We start from the raw sequence: 17,240 nt of genomic DNA, 5'->3' as shown, positions 1-17,240 counted from the left end.
CCGCATCTGGAGGAGCCACGGCGATGGCGGAACACACCAGCTCGAGCATCACGATCGAGGCGGCACCGGCCGACGTCATGGGGGTGATCGCCGACTTCGCCCGCTACCCGGACTGGACCGGCGAGGTGAAGGAGGCGGAGGTCCTCGAATCCGACGCCCAGGGCCGCGCGGAGCAGGTCCGCCTCGTCATGGACGCCGGCGCGATCAAGGACGACCAGGTGCTGGCGTACACCTGGACCGGCGAGAACGAGGTCTCCTGGACCCTGGTCAAGTCCCAGATGCTGCGGTCGCTCGACGGCTCGTACATCCTGAAGGCGGCCGGGGCGGGGGCGACCGAGGTCACGTACCAGCTCACCGTGGACGTCAAGATCCCGATGCTGGGGATGATCAAGCGGAAGGCCGAGAAGGTCATCATCGACCGGGCGCTGGCGGGGCTGAAGAAGCGGGTGGAGGCCGGCGAGAAGTAGGCGGCTCCCTCCTGGCCGAAGCGGGAGTCCGGGGTCGGCAGCCCCCAGGGGCGACGGGCCGACGTCGGCCACGGGTCAGCCGCCGGCCAGGCACAGGTACCGTTCAGCCTCATGCGCACCATCCTGATCACGGGCCCTGGCGGCAGCGGGCGTACGACGGTCGCGGCCGCCACCGCTCTCGCCGCCGCCCGCCAGGGCACCCGCACCCTGGTCCTCAGTGCCGACCGCACCGACACCCTCGGTGCGGCGCTCGGCGTGGCGACGGGGGCGGCCCCCGTCCGGGCCGCCCCGAACCTCACCGCGTGGCGGCCCGACGCCACCGCCGGTTTCCGGGACGATCTCGCCGGCTTCCAGGAACGTGCCGCCGGTGTCCTCGATCTCCTGGGAGCCTCCCGGCTGGACGCCGAGGAGGTCACGCCCCTCCCCGGTGCCGAGGAGCTCACCCTGCTGCGGGCCCTCCGGGACGCCGCCCTCGCCGAGGCCCACGACCTGCTGATCGTCGACCTCCCGGCCACCCCGCAGGCCCTCGCCCTGCTCGCGCTGCCCGAGGAACTGCGCCGCTATCTGCGCCGGCTGCTCCCGCCCGAACGGCAGGCGGCCCGTGCCCTGCGCCCCGTCCTCGGGCGGCTGGCCGGCGTCCCCATGCCCTCGGAGTGGCTGTACGAGACCGTCGCCCGCTGGGACCTGGAACTCGGCGCCGTCGAGGCCGTCCTCGCCGACCGGAACACCGTCGTACGGCTGGTCGCCGAACCCGGCCCGGCCGGCGCCGACGCCGTACGCGCCGCCGGGCTCGCCCTGGCCCTGCGCGGCCTGCGCCCCGACGCCCTGGTCGCCAACCGGGTGCTGCCCGAGGCCGCCGCGCACGACTGGCTGGCCGGCCCCGTCGCCCAGCAGCGCAAGGCCCTGGAGGAGTGGCAGGAGCCGTACGACGTCCGGACCGTCGCCCACCTCGGGCACGACCCGCGCGGCACCGACGACCTCACCGCCCTCGCCGTCCCCGGCGTCAATGACACGACCTCCACCGTCGAGTGGCCCGTCACCGACCGGCTCGCCGACGACGGCGTGCTCGTCTGGCACATCCCGCTGCCCGGTGCGATACGCGACGATCTGGACCTGATCCGGCGCGGCGACGAACTCGTGGTCGCCGCCGGGCAGTTCCGCCGTATCGTCCCGCTGCCGTCGGCCCTGCGCCGCTGCACCGTCGACGGGGCGGCGCTGCGCGAGGGCGAGTTGCGCATCCGGTTCGCGCCGGACCCGGGTCTGTGGCCGGACAGGCCGTGAACCACGTACGCCCATTCGGGTAACGTCGTAGAGACGAACCGTAGTCAGGAGGTCGTCATGAGCGAAGAGCTCCCCCCGTCCGACGCCGAAGAGCACGAGGCGATCGACGAGGTACGGGCGACCGACGCCGACGCCTGGGCGACGGCGTGCGCCGAGGATCTCGCGGCGGAGAAGGCCCGCCGCCGCGCCGAGTACGGCCCGCCCCCGGGCTCGGCCGCCGAGGAACTGCGCAAGCTCGTCGACGCCGTCTCGGAGAAGCTGTCGTCCATCCAGTCGCCGCTGTTCGGCGCGGTGGCCGGACCCGCCGCCCAGCAGGTGGTCAAGCAGGTCGTCCAGCAGGCAAAGGCCGCGGTCGAACCGGTCATAGAGCGCAACCCGGACGTCTTCGACCACCTGGCGGCGGCCGGCAATGAACTGCTCGCCGCCTACCGCTCCGCGGTCCAGGCCCAGGAACAGCGCTGGACGGCCCGTACGACCGACCTGCACAAGGACCTGGACGAGCACAACAGGGACGGTGGCGAGGGCACGGGCCCCGGGCAGCGCATCGACCTGGACTGACACCCTCAGAGGCCGTGGGGCCCGTCCGCCGGTCGGACGACGGGAACCCCACGCCAGGGCCTCGGGTACGGTTGGCCGTAGCGGGGCTCGACCGAAACTGAGGGATTCATGGGACTCACCATCGGCGTCGACATCGGCGGTACCAAGATCGCGGCCGGTGTGGTCGACGAGGAAGGCAACATCCTCTCGACCCACAAGGTGCCGACCCCGGGTACGCCCGAGGCGATCGTGGACGCCATCGCCTCCGCCGTGGAGGGCGCGCGCGCCGGGCACGAGATCGTCGGCGTGGGCATCGGCGCCGCCGGTTACGTGAACCGGCAGCGCTCGGAGGTCTACTTCGCGCCCAACATCGACTGGCGCAACGAGCCGCTCCAGGAGAAGGTCCAGGCCCGCGTCGGCCTCCCGGTCGTCGTGGAGAACGACGCCAACGCGGCCGCGTGGGGCGAGTACAAGTTCGGCGCCGGCAAGGGCCACCGCAACGTCATCTGCATCACCCTCGGCACGGGCCTCGGCGGCGGCATCATCATCGGCAACAAGCTGCGCCGCGGCCACTTCGGCGTCGCCGCCGAGTTCGGCCACATCCGCATGGTCCCGGACGGCCTGCTGTGCGGCTGCGGCTCGCAGGGCTGCTGGGAGCAGTACGCCTCCGGGCGCGCCCTGGTCAGATACGCCAAGCAGCGCGCCAACGCGACCCCCGAGAACGCCGAGATCCTGCTCGGCCTCGGTGACGGCAGCCCCGAGGGCATCGAGGGCAAGCACATCTCCATGGCCGCCCGCCAGGGCGACCCGGTCGCCGTCGACTCCTACCGCGAGCTCGCCCGCTGGGCCGGCGCAGGCCTCGCGGACCTGGCCTCGCTCTTCGACCCCTCCGCCTTCATCGTCGGCGGCGGCCTCTCCGACGAGGGCGAACTGGTCCTCGACCCCATCCGCAAGTCCTACAAGCGCTGGCTGGTGGGCGGCAACTGGCGCCCGGTGGCGGACGTCATCGCGGCCCAGCTGGGCAACAAGGCGGGCCTGGTGGGCGCGGCGGACCTGGCGCGCGAGCCCGACCCGATCATGTAGCACCAGTTGGTTTCGTACGACCGTGCCCGCCGAGCCCGCCCCCGGGACGGCGGGCCTCGTCGTATGTTGATCGCCATGGCGACCTCGATCCCGCTGCTGCCCAACTCCCGTACCGAACCAGACGGTTCAGCCGTCATCCGCGTCCTCAGCTACAACATCCGCTCCATGCGTGACGACACCCGCGCCCTCGCCCGAGTGATCACCGCCTGCGCCCCCGACCTGGTCCTGATCCAGGAGGCCCCCCGCTTCTTCCGCTGGCGCAAGAAGCTGGCCCGGCTGGCGGCCGCCTCCGGCCAGGTCATCCTCACCGGTGGGGCGACAGCCGCGGGCCCGGCGATCCTGTGCAACCTGAGGGCCACCGTGGAGCGGACGGAAGACGTGCTCCTCCCGCTCACCCCGGGCCTCCACCGGCGCGGCTTCGCCACCGCCGTCGTCCGCTTCGGCGCCGCCCGCCTCGGTGTCCTGAGCTGCCACCTCTCCCTGCAGAAGGACGAGCGGTACGAGCAGGGCGGCATGCTCCTGGACCGTCTCGCGGGCCTCGGCGCAGAGCACGCGATCGCCGGCGGCGACCTCAACGACCGCCCCACCGGCCGCACCTTCGAGCGCCTCGCCGACGGCCTCCAGGACTGCTGGGCCACCGCCCCCTGGGGCAGCGAGTTCACCTTCACGCCGGTCACGCCCTTCCAGCGCATCGACGCGATCTTCGCCACCAAGGGCATCGAGGTGCTGGGCTGCGGGGTCCCGCTCGGCCACCCCGGAGTGACGGAGACAGACCTGAGGGCGGCCACGGACCACCTGCCGGTCCTGGCCGCCCTCAAAATCCCTGCGAGCTAGACGACGGCTCCGCGTCCCGGATCGCCGTCGTCCTCGTCGTCCGTCCGCATCCGCATCACCAGCGTGGCGAACCCGCCCAGGAAGCCGCCGATGCCGAGCGTGGCGAGCCACCAGGTCATGTCCCAGCCGAACAGCACCGCCAGCAGAAGCAGGATCGGGCCGCCGATCACCCCGAGCCAGGCGAACTTCGCGGTCGCGTCGGCCTCGGGCAGCGGCGGCGGCTCCGGCGGTACGAAGTGGCCCTCGTCGTCCTCGTCGAAGTCGTCCTCGGCCGGCTCGGTGGTCGTGTAGTCGCGCGGGCCGACGCCGGGCGCGAAGGAGACGGAGCCGCCGAGCGGCTTGGCCGGCTTCTCCTGCTTCGGTGCGTCGGCCTCGGGCTCCTCCGCGTCCGGCTCGGGCAGGGCCAGGTCCTCCACCGACCTGAAGGGCTTGCTGCCCGGCGGGTCCTTGGGCTCCTCGCCGTACCCGGCGACGATCGCGGCCCAGGCGGCGTCCTCGTCGAACGGGACGCCCTGCTCCTCCGGCTCGCGGTCCTCGCGATCCGAGTCGTGCTCAGCCACCTGCGGCCGTCCCTTCCTTGCCGAGACTGGGTGCGAGCCGGCCGATGAACGCGAGGCTCTCCTCGAAAATCCGGTCCGCGTCGTGGTCCAACGTCGCGACGTGGTAGCTCTGTTCCAGCAGGATCTCCGTCACGTCCCGCGACGACACCCGGCTGAGGATCCGCGCCGAGTCGGCCGGCGGCACGACATGGTCCTGCGGGCAGTGCAGAAGCAGCAGCGGCTGCGTGACCTGCGGCAGCTCGCCGTCGACCAGCCGGAAGAAGTTCCGCAGCGAGTGCGCCGCGTGCAGCGGCACCTTGTCGTAGCCCAGCTCCGCGCTGCCCTCCTTGGCGATGTCGCTGGCGATCCCCTTCGTCGTACGGACGAAGTGGCGGGCCACCGGAAGGGCGTACGCGGAAAGGCCGTGCACCTTGTTCGCCGGGTTGACGACGGCGACGCCGCTGACCGCGTCCCCGTGCCGCGCGGCCAGGCGCAGCGCCAGCGCCCCGCCCATGGACAGGCCCGCCACGAACACCTGCTCGCAGCGCTCGATCAGGGCGCGCAGCTCGCGGTCCACCTCCGCGTACCAGTCCTGCCAGCCGGTGAGCTGCATGTCCTCCCAGCGCGTGCCGTGGCCCGGCAGCAGCGGCAGCGAGACCGTCAGGCCCTGCTCGGCGAGGTACTCCGCCCAGGGGCGCAGCGACTGGGGGGAACCGGTGAAGCCGTGGCAGAGGAGGACGCCGATCTCCCCGCCCTCATGGCGGTACGGCTCGGCTCCAGGAAGGACCGGCACCATCGGTCTCCTGTTCATGAGAGTGACTGTTCATGAGAGTGACGTGAAGTCCAGGTGTGCTTCACCGTACGCGACCGCACTGACACCGACCAGGGCCGTCGGCTCCTTTGACAGTGCGCCGGGTTAAGGTCTGATCGACGGAAACAGGAGGCACTCGGTTGTTGTACGGCACGATGAAGGTCGCCATCGGGGGACCGCTGAAGGTCGCCTTCAGACCCTGGGTGGAAGGCCTGGAGAACATTCCGGCCGAGGGCGCCGCCATCCTGGCGAGCAATCACCTCTCCTTCTCCGACTCGTTCTTCCTGCCCGCGGTCCTCGACCGCAAGGTCACCTTCATCGCGAAGGCGGAGTACTTCACCACACCCGGAGTGAAGGGCCGGCTGACGGCCGCCTTCTTCAAGGGCGTGGGCCAGCTCCCGGTGGACCGCTCCGGTGCGCGCGGCGCGGGCGAGGCGGCGATCAAGAGCGGCCTGGAGGTCCTGGAGGGCGGCGAGTTGTTCGGCATCTACCCGGAGGGCACGCGCTCGCCCGACGGCCGTCTCTACCGGGGCAAGCCCGGCGGCCTCGCGCGCGTGGCGCTCGCCTCCGGCGCGCCGGTCATCCCGGTCGCGATGATCGACACGGAGAAGATCCAGCCGCCCGGCAAGGTCATGCCCAAGCTGATGCGCCCCGGCATCCGCATCGGCCAGCCCCTCGACTTCAGCCGCTACCAGGGCATGGAGCACGACCGCTTCGTACTGCGGGCGCTGACCGACGAGGTCATGTACGAGATCATGAAGCTCTCCGGCCAGGAGTACGTCGACATCTACGCGACCGCGGCCAAGCGCCAGATCGCGGAAGCGGCGAAGGCCGAGAAGGAACAGGCCAAGGAGCTGGCCAAGAAGGAGAAGTCCGGGGCCTAGGCTCTTGCCTGTGCGGGGGGCCTTTCTTGTGGGGGGTGGGGAGATGGCCAGGCGCGAGCGGGTCATGAGAATGTCGGTCGAGCAGCCGCTGTGGCGTGCGCTCTCCGCGTACCGGGTGCTCACGATGCTGTACGCGGTCGGCCTGTTCGCCACCGCCTACGACGAGTACGACCACGCGGGCGTCGCCATCGTCTACTACGTCGTCCTGTTCCTCTGGACCCTCGCCACCCTGCCCCGCGTCCAGAGCGCGGCCGCCTGCACCAAGCGCTTCCTCGCCATCGACCTCGCCATCGCGCTCACCGGCATCCTGCTCACCCCGCTCGCGGTCAACGAGCAGCACATCCAGAGCGGCGGCCCCACCCTGCCGTCGATATGGACCGCCGGCTCGGTCCTGGCGTACGCCATCAAGGGCGGCTGGCGCTGGGCCGCGTTCGCCTCCACACCGGTCGCCGCCGCCAACCTCATCGAGCGCGGCGCCCCCGCGCGCGACACCGTCCACAACGTGATCCTCGTCTGGGTCGCCTCCATCGCCATCGGCTACGTCGTCGAGGTCGCCCGCGCCTCCGAGCGCACCCTCGCCCGCGCCCTGGAGATCGAGGCCGCGACCCGGGAGCGGGAGCGGCTCGCCCGGGACATCCACGACAGCGTGCTGCAGGTGCTGGCCATGGTGCAGCGCCGCGGCGCCGTCATCGGCGGTGAGGCGGGCGAGCTGGGCCGGATGGCCGGCGAGCAGGAAGTGGCGCTGCGCACGCTGGTCTCCGGCGGCCTGCTGCCCGTCTCGCGGGCCTCGGAGGACGCGGCCGAGGGCGCGGTCGTACGAGCCGTGGAGGAGCCCTCGTACGACGAGGACGCCCCGGTGGACCTGCGCGCGCTGCTCGCCTCGTACGCCGCCGCGAAGGTCAGCTTCGCCGAGCCCGGCGCTCCGGTGCTGCTGCCCGCGCCCGCCGCGAAGGAGCTGGCCGCGGCCGTCGGCGCCGCCCTGGACAACGTACGCAAGCACGCCGGCGAGGACGCGCGCGCGTGGATCCTCGTCGAGGAAGAGCCCGACGAGGTCGTGGTGACCGTACGGGACGACGGACCCGGCATCCCCGAAGGGCGCCTCGCGCAGGCCGAGGGGGAGGGGCGGCTCGGTGTCGCCCTGTCGATCCGGGGCCGGCTGCGCGAACTCGGCGGCAGCGCCGAACTGATCTCGGTGCCCGGGCAGGGCACGGAGGTCGAACTGAAGGTACCGAAGAACGCGAAGGACCCACGGGGGAAGGCGGGGCATCGATGAGTGAGCAGCAGGGCCCGATCAAGGTCATGGTGGTCGACGACCACCCCATGTGGCGCGATGCCGTCGCCCGCGACCTGACCGAGTCCGGCTTCGACGTGGTCGCCACCGCGGGCGACGGCGACCAGGCCGTACGCCGCGCCAAGGCCGCCGCGCCGGACGTGCTCGTGCTCGACCTGAACCTGCCGCTGAAGCCCGGCGTCCAGGTCTGCAAGGAACTCGTCGGGCACAACCCGGCGTTGCGCGTCCTGGTCCTCTCCGCGAGTGGCGAGCACGCCGACGTACTGGAAGCGGTGAAGTCGGGAGCCACCGGCTATCTGCTGAAGTCGGCGTCGACCGAGGAGCTGCTGGACGCGGTGCGCCGCACGGCCGTCGGCGACCCGGTGTTCACGCCCGGCCTGGCCGGACTGGTCCTCGGCGAGTACCGCCGCCTGGCCTCCGAGCCCGCGCCCTCCGCCGACGCCGACGACCCCAAGGTCCCGCAGCTCACCGACCGCGAGACCGAGGTGCTGCGCCTGGTCGCCAAGGGGCTGAGCTACAAGCAGATCGCCGAACGCCTGGTCATCTCCCACCGCACGGTCCAGAACCACGTCCAGAACACCCTCGGCAAGCTGCAACTGCACAACAGGGTGGAACTCGTGCGGTACGCGATCGAGCGCGGACTTGACGACGAGTAAACCAACCGCCTGCTGATTCACCGGAATTGCCCTTCCCGCCCATCCCTCTGTGACCTGGATCACCATTAGCGTGGCTGTCACCAGGCAACCGTGGCGAAGGGACATTTCCATGCGTGTCGGAGTACTGACCGGAGGCGGCGACTGCCCCGGGCTCAACGCCGTCATCCGGGGCATCGTCCGCAAGGGCGTGCAGGAGTACGGCTACGACTTCGTCGGCTTCCGGGACGGCTGGCGAGGACCCCTCGAGGGCGACACCGTGCGTCTCGACATCCCCGCCGTGCGCGGCATCCTGCCCCGCGGCGGCACCATCCTCGGCTCCTCGCGCACCAATCCGCTGAAGCAGGAGAACGGCATCCGCCGGATCAAGGAGAACCTCGCCAAGCTGGAGGTCGACGCGCTCATCGCGATCGGCGGCGAGGACACCCTGGGCGTGGCCGCGCGCCTCACCGACGAGTACGGCGTCCCCGTCGTCGGCGTCCCGAAGACCATCGACAACGACCTGTCCGCCACCGACTACACCTTCGGCTTCGACACCGCGGTCGGCATCGCCACCGAGGCCATCGACCGTCTGCACACCACCGCCGAGTCCCACATGCGGGTCCTGGTCTGCGAGGTGATGGGCCGTCACGCCGGCTGGATCGCGCTGCACTCCGGGCTCGCGGGCGGCGCCAACGTCATCCTCATCCCCGAGCAGCGCTTCGACCTGGACCAGGTGTGCGCCTGGATCACCTCCCGCTTCAAGGCGTCGTACGCCCCGATCGTGGTCGTCGCCGAGGGTGCCGTGCCGAAGGACGGCGACATGGTGCTCAAGGACGAGTCCCTCGACTCCTTCGGCCACGTCCGCCTGTCCGGCGTCGGCGAATGGCTGGCCAAGGAGATCGAGAAGCGCACGGGCAAGGAGGCCCGGACCACCGTCCTCGGCCACATCCAGCGCGGCGGCACCCCCAGCGCCTTCGACCGCTGGCTCGCCACCCGCTTCGGCCTGCACGCCATCGACGCCGTCCGCGACGGCGACTTCGGCAAGATGGTCGCCCTGCGCGGCACCGACATCGTCCGCGTCCCGATCGCGGACGCCACGGCCAAGCTGAAGACGGTCGATCCGAAGCTGTACGAGGAGGTCGGGGTCTTCTTCGGCTGACGGGCTCCGAACCGGCACGCGCGGGTTATGGGCCGTATATTCGGCCCATAACCCACCAGAACGGGAGCCGTTTCGTGGAAATCCTGGCCTTCGGCGTGCAGGCGGACGAGAAGCCCCTGATCGAGCGGGCCTTCCGGGGGCACCACGAGGTCCGGTGCCTGGACGTGTTCCTCAACGAGGACACGGCACCCATCGCCAACGGCTACGAGGTCGTCTCCACGAGCGTCAACGCCGAACTCGGCCCCCGCGTCCTGGAGTTCCTCTCCGCCGGCGGCACGCGGATGATCGCCCAGCGCTCCACCGGGTTCAACAACATCGACATCGAGGCCGCCGAACGCCTCGGCATGACCATCGCGCGGGTCTCGTACTACTCGCCGTACTCGGTCGCCGAGTTCGCCTGGTCCCTCGCCATGGCGGTCAACCGCCGTATCGTCCGCGCCTCCACGCGCACGCGTGACTTCGACTTCCGCCTCGACGGTCTGATGGGCCGCGACATGCACGGCCGCACCGTCGGCGTCCTCGGCACCGGCAAGATCGGCGAGGCCTTCACCCGGATCGCCCACGGCTTCGGTATGCGGCTGCTCGGCTGGGACGTCGCCGAGAACCCCGGCTGCCTGGAACTCGGCATGAAGTACGTCCCCAAGGAGCAACTCCTCGCCGAGTCCGACCTGGTCACCCTGCACGTCCCGCTGATGCCGGAGACCCAGCGCCTCATCGACGCCGAAGCCCTGAAGACGATGAAGGACGACGCGATTCTGATCAACTCCAGCCGCGGCGGCCTGATCGACACCGCGGCCCTCGTCGCCGAACTGCGCGAGGGCCGCTTCACGGGCGTCGGCCTGGACGTGTACGAGGCGGAGGCCGGGCTCTTCTACGTCGACCGGTCTCTGGAGGCGATCGAGGACGACATCCTGGCCCGACTGGTGACCTTCCCGCACGTCCTGGTCACCTCCCACCAGGCGTACTACACCGAGGACGCCGTCGGCCAGATCATCGACGCCACGGTGAGGAACGTCCTCGACTACACGGCCGGCCGCCGCTCCGAGAACGTGCTGGTCCCGCGCAGCTGACCCACCAACTCCCGTACGACAGCTGCCCCGTTGAGCGTCAGGATCGACTCCGGGTGGAACTGCACGCCGGCGAATCCGGGTCCCCGTACGGCATGCACTTCCCCGTTGTCCGCCCGGCTCACCTCCACGCCGTGCGCGGACAGCTCCTCGGCCACCTCGTCGTCGCAGCGCGCCACGAAGCTGTTGTAGAAGCCGACGGTCTCAGCCTGCCCGAACAGCTCGATCGTCGTCTGTGCCCCCTGGTACGGCACTTCCTTCCGTACGATCTCCAGGCCCAGCTCGGCCGCGATCAGCTCGTGGCCCAGGCAGACGCCGAGCACGCCGTGCCGGTTCTCCCGGATCACCTCGGCGGTCAGGTCCCGCAGGAAGCGCATCTTCGGATCGTCCAGGTCGGAGGGGTCACCGGGGCCGGGGCCCAGCACGACCGGCCCCTCGTGCGCGAGCGCCGCCTCCCGCAGCCCGGTCTCGTCGTAGCGCCGGACGGTCACCTCCAGGCCGCTCGACCGCAGCACGTGCGCGAGCATCGCCGTGAAGGTGTCCTCGGCGTCGACGACCAGGGCGTGTCCGGCGAGCTCCGCGGACCGCTCCTGCATCCGCAGCCAGAACGGCGCGAGGGAAGCCCGGCGCCCGTCGAGTGAGGCACGCACGCGTGGGTCGTCGGAGAGACGTACGCGCGCGTGCTCCGCACGCGGCCGGGACGGTCGTACGCCGAGAGCCGCCAGCACTCCCGCCGCCTTCGCGTGCGTCTCGGCGACCTCGCTCGCCGGGTCCGACCCGCGCACCAGCGTGGCGCCGACCGGCACCCGCAGCTGCCCGTCGGAGGAGATGTCGGCGGTGCGGATGAGGATGGGGGAGTCGAGGGTCTGGGCGCCGCCGGAGTCCCGGCCGAGCAGCGCCAGCGCGCCCGCGTAGTAGCCGCGCCCGCCGACCTCGTGCCGCTCGATGACCCGGCAGGCGTTCTGCACCGGCGACCCGGTGACGGTGGCCGCGAACATGGTCTCCTTCAGGACCTCCCGCACATCCAGCGTCGACTTGCCGCGCAACTCGTACTCGGTGTGCGCGAGATGGGCCATCTCCTTCAGCCGCGGGCCGACCACGACCCCGCCCATGTCGCCGACGGTGCACATCATCTTGAGCTCCTCGTCGACGACCATCGACAGCTCCTCGATCTCCTTGCCGTCGGCGAGGAAGTCCAGCAGGTGCTCGGGCGTCGGCCCCTCGGCGGGATATCGGTACGTCCCGCTGATCGGGTTCATGACGACCGTGCCGCCGGACATCCGCACATGCACCTCGGGACTGGCCCCGACCAGCGTGCGTTCCCCGGTGTGCACGACGAACGTCCAGTACGCGCCCCGCTCGCCCTCCAGCAGCCGCCGGAACAGCGCGAGGGCGTCCTTGCGGGAGAACCCCGGGATCCCACCCTCGTACGTCCGCCGGATCACGAAGTTGGCGCCCTCGCCCTGCCCGATCTCCTCCCGCAGCACCCGCCCGACGATCTTGCCGTACTCCTCGTCGTCGACGTCGAAGCCCCCGCCCTCGACGCGCACGTCCTGCGCCGGGAGCTGCTCCAGGGCCTCGGCGAGCGGGATCTCGTACGACTCCTCGGGGGTGAGGAAGGTCAGCGGCGTCCCGTCGTCGCGGACGTCGAAGCCGCGTTCGCGGATCTGGCGGAAAGGGACGAGCGCGAGGCCCTCGTCGGGGAGGTCGGCGAGGCGGTCGTACGTGGTCACCGGGCCGAGGAGCAGCTCGACCGTGTGCTCGTCGTGGCCGGGAGTGCGGCGGCGGAGCAGGGCGAAAGGGCGGGGGTCGTGCAGGAGCCGTACGAGATCCATGGTTCCTCTTCCGTCGATGTCGATATCGGTGAGGAACGACCCCGGAAACGCCGAAGGCCGCCCCTCGGGCGGCCTTCGCGAAGTCTTGCGTACGCGCAGTCAGTGGGCCGCCGGATGAGCGGTCCACCACCAGTTCTGGGTCGAAAGCGCGAACATGCGAGGCACCCTACCGCACCATCGAGCCCGCCGTCCGGACCGTGATCCCTCCGTCTCACCAGACGAGCACGGGGAAAATCAGTCGACACGACCCCGTAATGTTTACGGGGTGACCGTGAACGCTAAGACCAGCGCGAGCGCTGGCAACACCTGGCGAGACCTGCCCGCGGCGCAGCAGCCCGAGTACCCCGACACCGAGGCTCTGCGCGCAGTGATCGCGGACCTCGAGTCGTATCCGCCGCTCGTCTTCGCGGGCGAGTGCGACCAGCTGCGCGCCCGGATGGCGGCCGTCGCCAAGGGAGAGGCGTTCCTGCTCCAGGGCGGCGACTGCGCCGAGGCCTTCGACGCCGTGTCCGCGGACCACATCCGCAACAAGCTCAAGACCCTGCTCCAGATGGGCGCCGTGCTGACGTACGCCGCCTCGGTGCCGGTCGTGAAGGTCGGCCGGATCGCCGGCCAGTACTCCAAGCCGCGCTCCAAGGGCACCGAGACCCGCGACGGCGTGACGCTGCCGACCTACCGCGGCGACTCCGTCAACGGCTTCGACTTCAACGAGGCCGCCCGCATCCCGGACCCCGAGCGCCTGAAGCGGATGTACAACGCCTCCGCCTCCACGCTCAACCTGGTGCGCGCCTTCACCACCGGCGGTTACGCCGACCTGCGTCAGGTGCACGCCTGGAACCAGGACTTCGTGAAGTCGTCCCCGTCCGGCCAGCGCTACGAGCAGCTCGCGCGGGAGATCGACAACGCGCTGAACTTCATGCGGGCCTGCGGCACCGACCCGGAGGAGTTCAAGACCGTCGAGTTCTACTCCTCGCACGAGGCGCTGCTGCTCGACTACGAGTCGGCGCTGACCAGGGTCGACTCGCGCACGGGGCAGCTGTACGACGTCTCCGCGCACATGGTGTGGATCGGCGAGCGCACCCGGCAGCTGGACCACGCGCACATCGAGTTCGCCTCGAAGATCCGCAACCCGATCGGCATCAAGCTCGGCCCGACCACTACGGCCGAGGACGCGCTGCAGTACATCGACCGCCTCGACCCCGACCGCGAGCCGGGCCGGCTGACCTTCATCGTCCGCATGGGCGCCGACAAGGTCCGCGACAAGCTCCCCGAGCTGGTCGAGAAGGTCACCGCCTCCGGCGCCACCGTGGCCTGGGTGACCGACCCGATGCACGGCAACACCTTCGAGGCGGCCTCCGGCCACAAGACCCGCCGCTTCGACGACGTGCTCGACGAGGTCAAGGGCTTCTTCGAGGTCCACAAGGGCCTGGGCACCCACCCGGGCGGCATCCACGTCGAGCTCACCGGTGACGACGTCACCGAGTGCGTGGGCGGCGGCGACGAGATCTTCGTCGACGACCTGCACCAGCGCTACGAGACGGCCTGCGACCCGCGCCTGAACCGCAGCCAGTCGCTCGACCTGGCGTTCCTCGTCGCGGAGATGTACAGGGACCAGTGACAGGGGTGCCTGTTACAGGGACGTGAATGGGGCGCGGATCACATACGATCCGCGCCCCGCTCCACTTTTGCGACTCCTGAGCGACGGGTAAGGTTAGGTTAGCCTCACCGATCAACGGGGATGGCACCACGATCCCGCCGGGAGGTGAACCGCGTGTTCGTCTGCAGTTGCTTCGGCATCACAGAGCAGCAGGTCAAAAAGCACGCGGAGGACGGTGCCTGCACGCCCCGGCAGATAGCGTCGGCCTGCAAGGCGGGCACGGACTGCGGTTCGTGTGTACGCCGTATTCAGGCGCTGCTCGGCAGGGGCGCGTGCCCGCGTCGGGAGCTGGCCGATCAGGGCAAGCCGGCGCTCTCGGAGATCGCGGACCTCGAGGAAGCCGCCTAGCTCTCCGGCTGCTCGATCAGCTGGGCGATGTACAGCGCCTCGCCGAGCTTCTCGACCAGTTCCAGCTGTGTGTCGAGGTAGTCGATGTGGTGCTCCTCGTCCTCGAGGATCGACTCGAAGATGTTCGCCGACGTGATGTCGCCCTTGGCCCGCATCACCTCGACGCCCCGCTTGAGACGGTCGATCGCCTCGACCTCGATCTGCCGGTCCGCCTCGAACATCTCCTTGACCGTCTGCCCCACGCGCACATGGAAGAGCCGCTGGTAGTTCGGCAGCCCCTCGAGGAAGAGGATCCGGTCGGTGAGCACCTCGGCGTGCTTCATCTCGTCGAACGACTCGTGCCGGGTGTACTTCGCGAGCTTCGTCCAGCCGAAGTTCTCCTGCATCTTCGCGTGCAGGAAGTACTGGTTGATCGCGGTCAGCTCACCGGTGAGCTGCTCGTTGAGGAATTCGATGACCTCGGGGTCGCCCTGCATCGCAGAGGCTCCTTCCAACGCGGGGGAACTGGCAGGTTGCGCCGCATGATTGCACTGGCGACGAAGATCGTCCAGTAAGTCTTCACTTAGTAAGTAAGTGCATGCTTAGTCGTAGTTGCCCCGATTTGGAAAGGGGCGGTCAAGCGCACTGTTCCCGGTCTGTCAGGATGGAGTCATGGGTCAGCCGGTGGAGCGTGAATCGGGAGAACGCGATTCGGGAGGAGCAGCTCAGCCCGAGCTTCCGCCGGGGCAGCGGCTGCAGCGCGGCTGGCCGGTCACGCACTACGGACCCGTCCCCAAGTTCCGTCCGGAGCGCTGGGAGTTCAGGGTCTTCGGCGCCACCGCGGACGGCGAGAAGCACTGCTGGACCCATGAGGAGTTCGCAGCCCTGCCGTACACCACCGTCGTCGCCGACCTGCACTGCGTCACGAAGTTCAGCATGCTCGGCGCCGAATGGGGCGGCATTCCGGCCCGTACGATCCTCGAGATCGCGCCGCCCGCGCCCGCCGTCACCCATGTGATGGTGTGGGCCGAGTACGGATTCAGCTCCAACCTCCGCCTTGCGGACTTCGCCTCCGAGCGGACCATCTTCGCCACCCACAAGGACGGCGAGCTGCTGACGGCGGAACACGGATTCCCGCTGCGCCTCGTCGTTCCCCATCTGTACGCCTGGAAGGGCCCCAAGTGGGTGCGCGGCGTGGAGTACATGACCGCCGACCGCCGCGGCTTCTGGGAGGAGCGCGGCTACCACAACGTCGGCGACCCGTGGAAGGAACAGCGCTACTCCTACCAGGAGGAGCCCGGGGACGGTCCCGAGCTCTGACTCCCGGCGTCCTGCGGGTGTCTCAGTGGTACTGGTGCACCACCGCGTGGCCCTTGCCGCGCCCGATCATCCACTTGTTGACCGGCACGGTGACCACGAAGGCGATCACGAGCGAGAGCGCGAGCGAGATCCAGAACAGCGCGTCCATCAGCTCCGCGTCCATCGCGTCCGGCCACACGACGATCACGCCGTTGTCGATCAGCTCCATCACGGCGATGGACAGCGTGTCCGCGGCCAGCGCCACCCGGAAGGCCGCACGGAAACCGAGGCCGGCCTTCAGCACCCCACGCAGGGTGAGCGAGTAGCCGAAGAAGAACGCGAGGACGATCGCCAGGACCGTCGTCGGGACGTTGCCCCAGCCCAGCGCGGTGCCGATCACCATGCCGAGCACCTCGCCGATGGCGCACCCGGTGAGGCAGTGGAGCGTGGCCTGGGCGGCCGTGCTCCAGGTCGCGGCCGCCGGGTGATGGTGTGCGTGTGTCTGATGTGCCTGTGCCTGTGTCTGGTGTGCGTGTGCCTCGTGCTGCATGACTGCCCCCAATGCCGGTAACGGTTCCTGCACCGAGCAGGAACCGTATACCCCCTAGGGGTATTCCGGAACGGGCTAGGAATCGCGCAGTTTTTTCAGCCGCTCCACGTCCGCCGCATGCCCCTCCTTGCCGCCGGGCGTCTCGATGACGAGCGGTACGCCCTCGGTCGCGGGGTGGGTCATCAGCGCCCGGAACGGGTCCTCGCCGATGTGACCTGCGCCGATGTTCTCGTGCCGGTCCTTGTGCGCGCCGACCACGTCCTTGGAGTCGTTGGCGTGGATCAGCTTCAGCCGGCCCTCGCCGACCGTGTCCACCAGCAGATCGAGGGTCTGGTGCATGCCGCTCGGCCCGGTCAGGTCGTGCCCGGCCGCGAAGATGTGGCAGGTGTCCAGGCAGACGCCCAGCTTCGGATGGGCGTCCAGCGCCTCGAAGTACGGCCCGAAGTCCCAGGTCCGCGAGCAGAGCGAGGCGCCCTGCCCGGCCGTCGACTCCAGCAGCAGGAACGGGTCGTCGTCGTGGGTCAGCTCGTCGAGCAGCGGCAGCATGTACTGCCGTACCTGCTTCAGGGCCACGGACCGCTCCCGGCCGCCGGTCGCGCTGCCGGTGTGCACCACCACGCCGAGCGCCCCGATCTCCCGCCCGCGGCGCAGCGAGTGCCGCAGCGACTCCACCGACTTCTCCACGGTCGCCTCGGTGTGCGAGCCGAAGTTGATCAGATACGGGGCATGGACGTACGCCGGAATCGACTCGGCCTCGCACACCGCGCGGAACTCCTCGTCCTGCCGCGGATTGCCGGCGGGCGTGGCCCAGCCGCGCGGGTTGGCGACGAAGACCTGCACGGTCTCGGCCTTCAGGTCGTGGGCGTAGGACAGGCCGACGGAGTGGAGGCCGCCGGCCACGGGGACGTGGCCGCCGACGGGGTTGCGGGAGGGGGCAAGGTGCTGGCTCTTCACCCGTTCAGGGTGTCATGCGGTACGACCTGC

General features: G+C 70.3%; 20 protein-coding genes. 13 read left to right on the top strand and 7 right to left on the bottom strand.

The genetic code is table 11. From position 1 onward, the window contains the following. Nucleotides 1–23 precede the first annotated feature (23 nt). The 5 genes from ABZ880_RS04105 to ABZ880_RS04085 all read left to right on the top strand — a co-directional run bounded on the left by ABZ880_RS04105 (nt 24) and on the right by ABZ880_RS04085 (nt 4,202). On the top strand, nt 24–467 hold the full coding sequence (locus tag ABZ880_RS04105; protein WP_361256483.1) for an SRPBCC family protein: 444 nt from the start codon (nt 24–26) through the stop codon (nt 465–467). A 111-nt stretch (nt 468–578) separates the two neighbouring features. After that, nucleotides 579–1,748, top strand: a complete 1,170-nt coding sequence (locus tag ABZ880_RS04100; RefSeq protein WP_361256480.1) for an ArsA-related P-loop ATPase — start codon at nt 579–581, stop codon at nt 1,746–1,748. Nucleotides 1,749–1,805: 57 nt separating this feature from the next. Continuing rightward, nucleotides 1,806–2,306 (top strand): DUF5304 domain-containing protein, encoded by a 501-nt coding sequence (locus ABZ880_RS04095; protein ID WP_361256477.1) that lies wholly within the window; start codon nt 1,806–1,808, stop codon nt 2,304–2,306. 108 nt (nt 2,307–2,414) lie between these two features. Then, on the top strand, nt 2,415–3,368 hold the full coding sequence (locus tag ABZ880_RS04090; RefSeq protein ID WP_361256473.1) for an ROK family glucokinase: 954 nt from the start codon (nt 2,415–2,417) through the stop codon (nt 3,366–3,368). A gap of 75 nt (nt 3,369–3,443) precedes the next feature. Then, entirely contained in the window at nt 3,444–4,202 is a 759-nt protein-coding gene (locus tag ABZ880_RS04085) for an endonuclease/exonuclease/phosphatase family protein (RefSeq protein WP_361256471.1), read from the top strand. Here ABZ880_RS04085 and ABZ880_RS04080 read toward each other — a convergent pair. After that, a complete protein-coding gene (locus tag ABZ880_RS04080; RefSeq protein ID WP_361256468.1) occupies nt 4,199–4,762 on the bottom strand; it encodes a hypothetical protein in 564 nt (187 codons plus the stop codon). The genes ABZ880_RS04085 and ABZ880_RS04080 overlap by 4 nt on opposite strands. After that, the gene (locus ABZ880_RS04075) at nt 4,755–5,534 is read right to left on the bottom strand and encodes an alpha/beta fold hydrolase (RefSeq protein ID WP_361257081.1); all 780 of its coding nucleotides are present in this window, start codon (nt 5,532–5,534) and stop codon (nt 4,755–4,757) included. The genes ABZ880_RS04080 and ABZ880_RS04075 overlap by 8 nt, the downstream gene beginning before the upstream one ends. A 161-nt stretch (nt 5,535–5,695) precedes the next feature. Here ABZ880_RS04075 and ABZ880_RS04070 point away from each other — a divergent pair, with 161 nt between their 5' ends. The 5 genes from ABZ880_RS04070 (at nt 5,696) to ABZ880_RS04050 (ending at nt 10,591) form a co-directional block, all read left to right on the top strand. Beyond that, nucleotides 5,696–6,436 carry a lysophospholipid acyltransferase family protein gene (locus tag ABZ880_RS04070; protein WP_361257078.1) on the top strand — a complete coding sequence of 247 codons (741 nt, stop codon included), beginning with the start codon at nt 5,696–5,698 and terminating at the stop codon, nt 6,434–6,436. Between the two features lie 43 nt (nt 6,437–6,479). Beyond that, nucleotides 6,480–7,709 (top strand): DUF5931 domain-containing protein, encoded by a 1,230-nt coding sequence (locus ABZ880_RS04065; protein WP_361256465.1) that lies wholly within the window; start codon nt 6,480–6,482, stop codon nt 7,707–7,709. Further along, a complete protein-coding gene (locus ABZ880_RS04060) occupies nt 7,706–8,383 on the top strand; it encodes a response regulator transcription factor (protein ID WP_361256462.1) in 678 nt (225 codons plus the stop codon). Before ABZ880_RS04065 ends, ABZ880_RS04060 begins: the two co-directional genes overlap by 4 nt. 109 nt (nt 8,384–8,492) lie before the next feature. Next, nucleotides 8,493–9,521, top strand: a complete 1,029-nt coding sequence (locus tag ABZ880_RS04055; RefSeq protein WP_361256459.1) for a 6-phosphofructokinase — start codon at nt 8,493–8,495, stop codon at nt 9,519–9,521. Between the two features lie 74 nt (nt 9,522–9,595). Beyond that, complete coding sequence (locus ABZ880_RS04050) at nt 9,596–10,591, top strand: 2-hydroxyacid dehydrogenase (RefSeq protein ID WP_361256456.1); 996 nt, start codon at nt 9,596–9,598, stop codon at nt 10,589–10,591. Here the strand turns inward: ABZ880_RS04050 and ABZ880_RS04045 are convergent. After that, nucleotides 10,543–12,423, bottom strand: a complete 1,881-nt coding sequence (locus ABZ880_RS04045) for an anthranilate synthase family protein (RefSeq protein ID WP_361256453.1) — start codon at nt 12,421–12,423, stop codon at nt 10,543–10,545. The two genes, ABZ880_RS04050 and ABZ880_RS04045, sit on opposite strands and share 49 nt — an antisense overlap. A gap of 99 nt (nt 12,424–12,522) precedes the next feature. Continuing rightward, on the bottom strand, nt 12,523–12,579 hold the full coding sequence (locus ABZ880_RS04040; RefSeq protein ID WP_078912442.1) for a trp operon leader peptide: 57 nt from the start codon (nt 12,577–12,579) through the stop codon (nt 12,523–12,525). Between the two features lie 109 nt (nt 12,580–12,688). On the opposite strand from ABZ880_RS04040, the gene ABZ880_RS04035 reads away from it, so the two are divergent. Further along, nucleotides 12,689–14,041, top strand: coding sequence for a class II 3-deoxy-7-phosphoheptulonate synthase (locus ABZ880_RS04035; protein WP_361256449.1), 1,353 nt, complete (start codon nt 12,689–12,691; stop codon nt 14,039–14,041). A gap of 144 nt (nt 14,042–14,185) precedes the next feature. Next, nucleotides 14,186–14,428 (top strand): (2Fe-2S)-binding protein, encoded by a 243-nt coding sequence (locus ABZ880_RS04030; RefSeq protein ID WP_361257075.1) that lies wholly within the window; start codon nt 14,186–14,188, stop codon nt 14,426–14,428. Here the strand turns inward: ABZ880_RS04030 and bfr are convergent. Beyond that, the gene (gene bfr / locus ABZ880_RS04025; RefSeq protein WP_361256446.1) at nt 14,425–14,904 is read right to left on the bottom strand and encodes a bacterioferritin; all 480 of its coding nucleotides are present in this window, start codon (nt 14,902–14,904) and stop codon (nt 14,425–14,427) included. The two genes, ABZ880_RS04030 and bfr, sit on opposite strands and share 4 nt — an antisense overlap. A gap of 175 nt (nt 14,905–15,079) precedes the next feature. Between bfr and ABZ880_RS04020 the strand changes: the two genes are divergently transcribed. Next, nucleotides 15,080–15,727, top strand: a complete 648-nt coding sequence (locus tag ABZ880_RS04020) for a sulfite oxidase-like oxidoreductase (RefSeq protein ID WP_361256443.1) — start codon at nt 15,080–15,082, stop codon at nt 15,725–15,727. Nucleotides 15,728–15,749: 22 nt separating this feature from the next. Here ABZ880_RS04020 and ABZ880_RS04015 read toward each other — a convergent pair whose 3' ends face one another. Continuing rightward, entirely contained in the window at nt 15,750–16,256 is a 507-nt protein-coding gene (locus tag ABZ880_RS04015) for a DUF4396 domain-containing protein (protein ID WP_361256440.1), read from the bottom strand. A 75-nt stretch (nt 16,257–16,331) separates the two neighbouring features. Continuing rightward, complete coding sequence (locus tag ABZ880_RS04010; RefSeq protein WP_361256437.1) at nt 16,332–17,210, bottom strand: deoxyribonuclease IV; 879 nt, start codon at nt 17,208–17,210, stop codon at nt 16,332–16,334. Between the last annotated feature and the right edge of the window lie 30 nt (nt 17,211–17,240).

This window comes from Streptomyces sp. NPDC047043, assembly GCF_040644055.1.
In the GTDB taxonomy this organism is placed as follows: domain Bacteria; phylum Actinomycetota; class Actinomycetes; order Streptomycetales; family Streptomycetaceae; genus Streptomyces.
The sequence above is the reverse complement of the archived record's forward strand: the minus strand, read 5'-3'. Positions and strand labels throughout refer to the sequence as shown.

What these genes read in the sequence shown, in the direction of transcription:
- ABZ880_RS04045 (WP_361256453.1), bottom strand. Translation starts at nt 12,423, where the DNA reads ATGGATCTCGTACGGCTCCTGCACGACCCCCGCCCTTTCGCCCTGCTC.
- ABZ880_RS04055 (WP_361256459.1), top strand. Translation starts at nt 8,493, where the DNA reads ATGCGTGTCGGAGTACTGACCGGAGGCGGCGACTGCCCCGGGCTCAAC.
- ABZ880_RS04085 (WP_361256471.1), top strand. Translation starts at nt 3,444, where the DNA reads ATGGCGACCTCGATCCCGCTGCTGCCCAACTCCCGTACCGAACCAGAC.
- ABZ880_RS04090 (WP_361256473.1), top strand. Translation starts at nt 2,415, where the DNA reads ATGGGACTCACCATCGGCGTCGACATCGGCGGTACCAAGATCGCGGCC.
- ABZ880_RS04100 (WP_361256480.1), top strand. Translation starts at nt 579, where the DNA reads ATGCGCACCATCCTGATCACGGGCCCTGGCGGCAGCGGGCGTACGACG.
- ABZ880_RS04060 (WP_361256462.1), top strand. Translation starts at nt 7,706, where the DNA reads ATGAGTGAGCAGCAGGGCCCGATCAAGGTCATGGTGGTCGACGACCAC.
- ABZ880_RS04020 (WP_361256443.1), top strand. Translation starts at nt 15,080, where the DNA reads ATGGGTCAGCCGGTGGAGCGTGAATCGGGAGAACGCGATTCGGGAGGA.
- ABZ880_RS04065 (WP_361256465.1), top strand. Translation starts at nt 6,480, where the DNA reads ATGGCCAGGCGCGAGCGGGTCATGAGAATGTCGGTCGAGCAGCCGCTG.
- ABZ880_RS04095 (WP_361256477.1), top strand. Translation starts at nt 1,806, where the DNA reads ATGAGCGAAGAGCTCCCCCCGTCCGACGCCGAAGAGCACGAGGCGATC.
- bfr (WP_361256446.1), bottom strand. Translation starts at nt 14,904, where the DNA reads ATGCAGGGCGACCCCGAGGTCATCGAATTCCTCAACGAGCAGCTCACC.
- ABZ880_RS04015 (WP_361256440.1), bottom strand. Translation starts at nt 16,256, where the DNA reads ATGCAGCACGAGGCACACGCACACCAGACACAGGCACAGGCACATCAG.
- ABZ880_RS04105 (WP_361256483.1), top strand. Translation starts at nt 24, where the DNA reads ATGGCGGAACACACCAGCTCGAGCATCACGATCGAGGCGGCACCGGCC.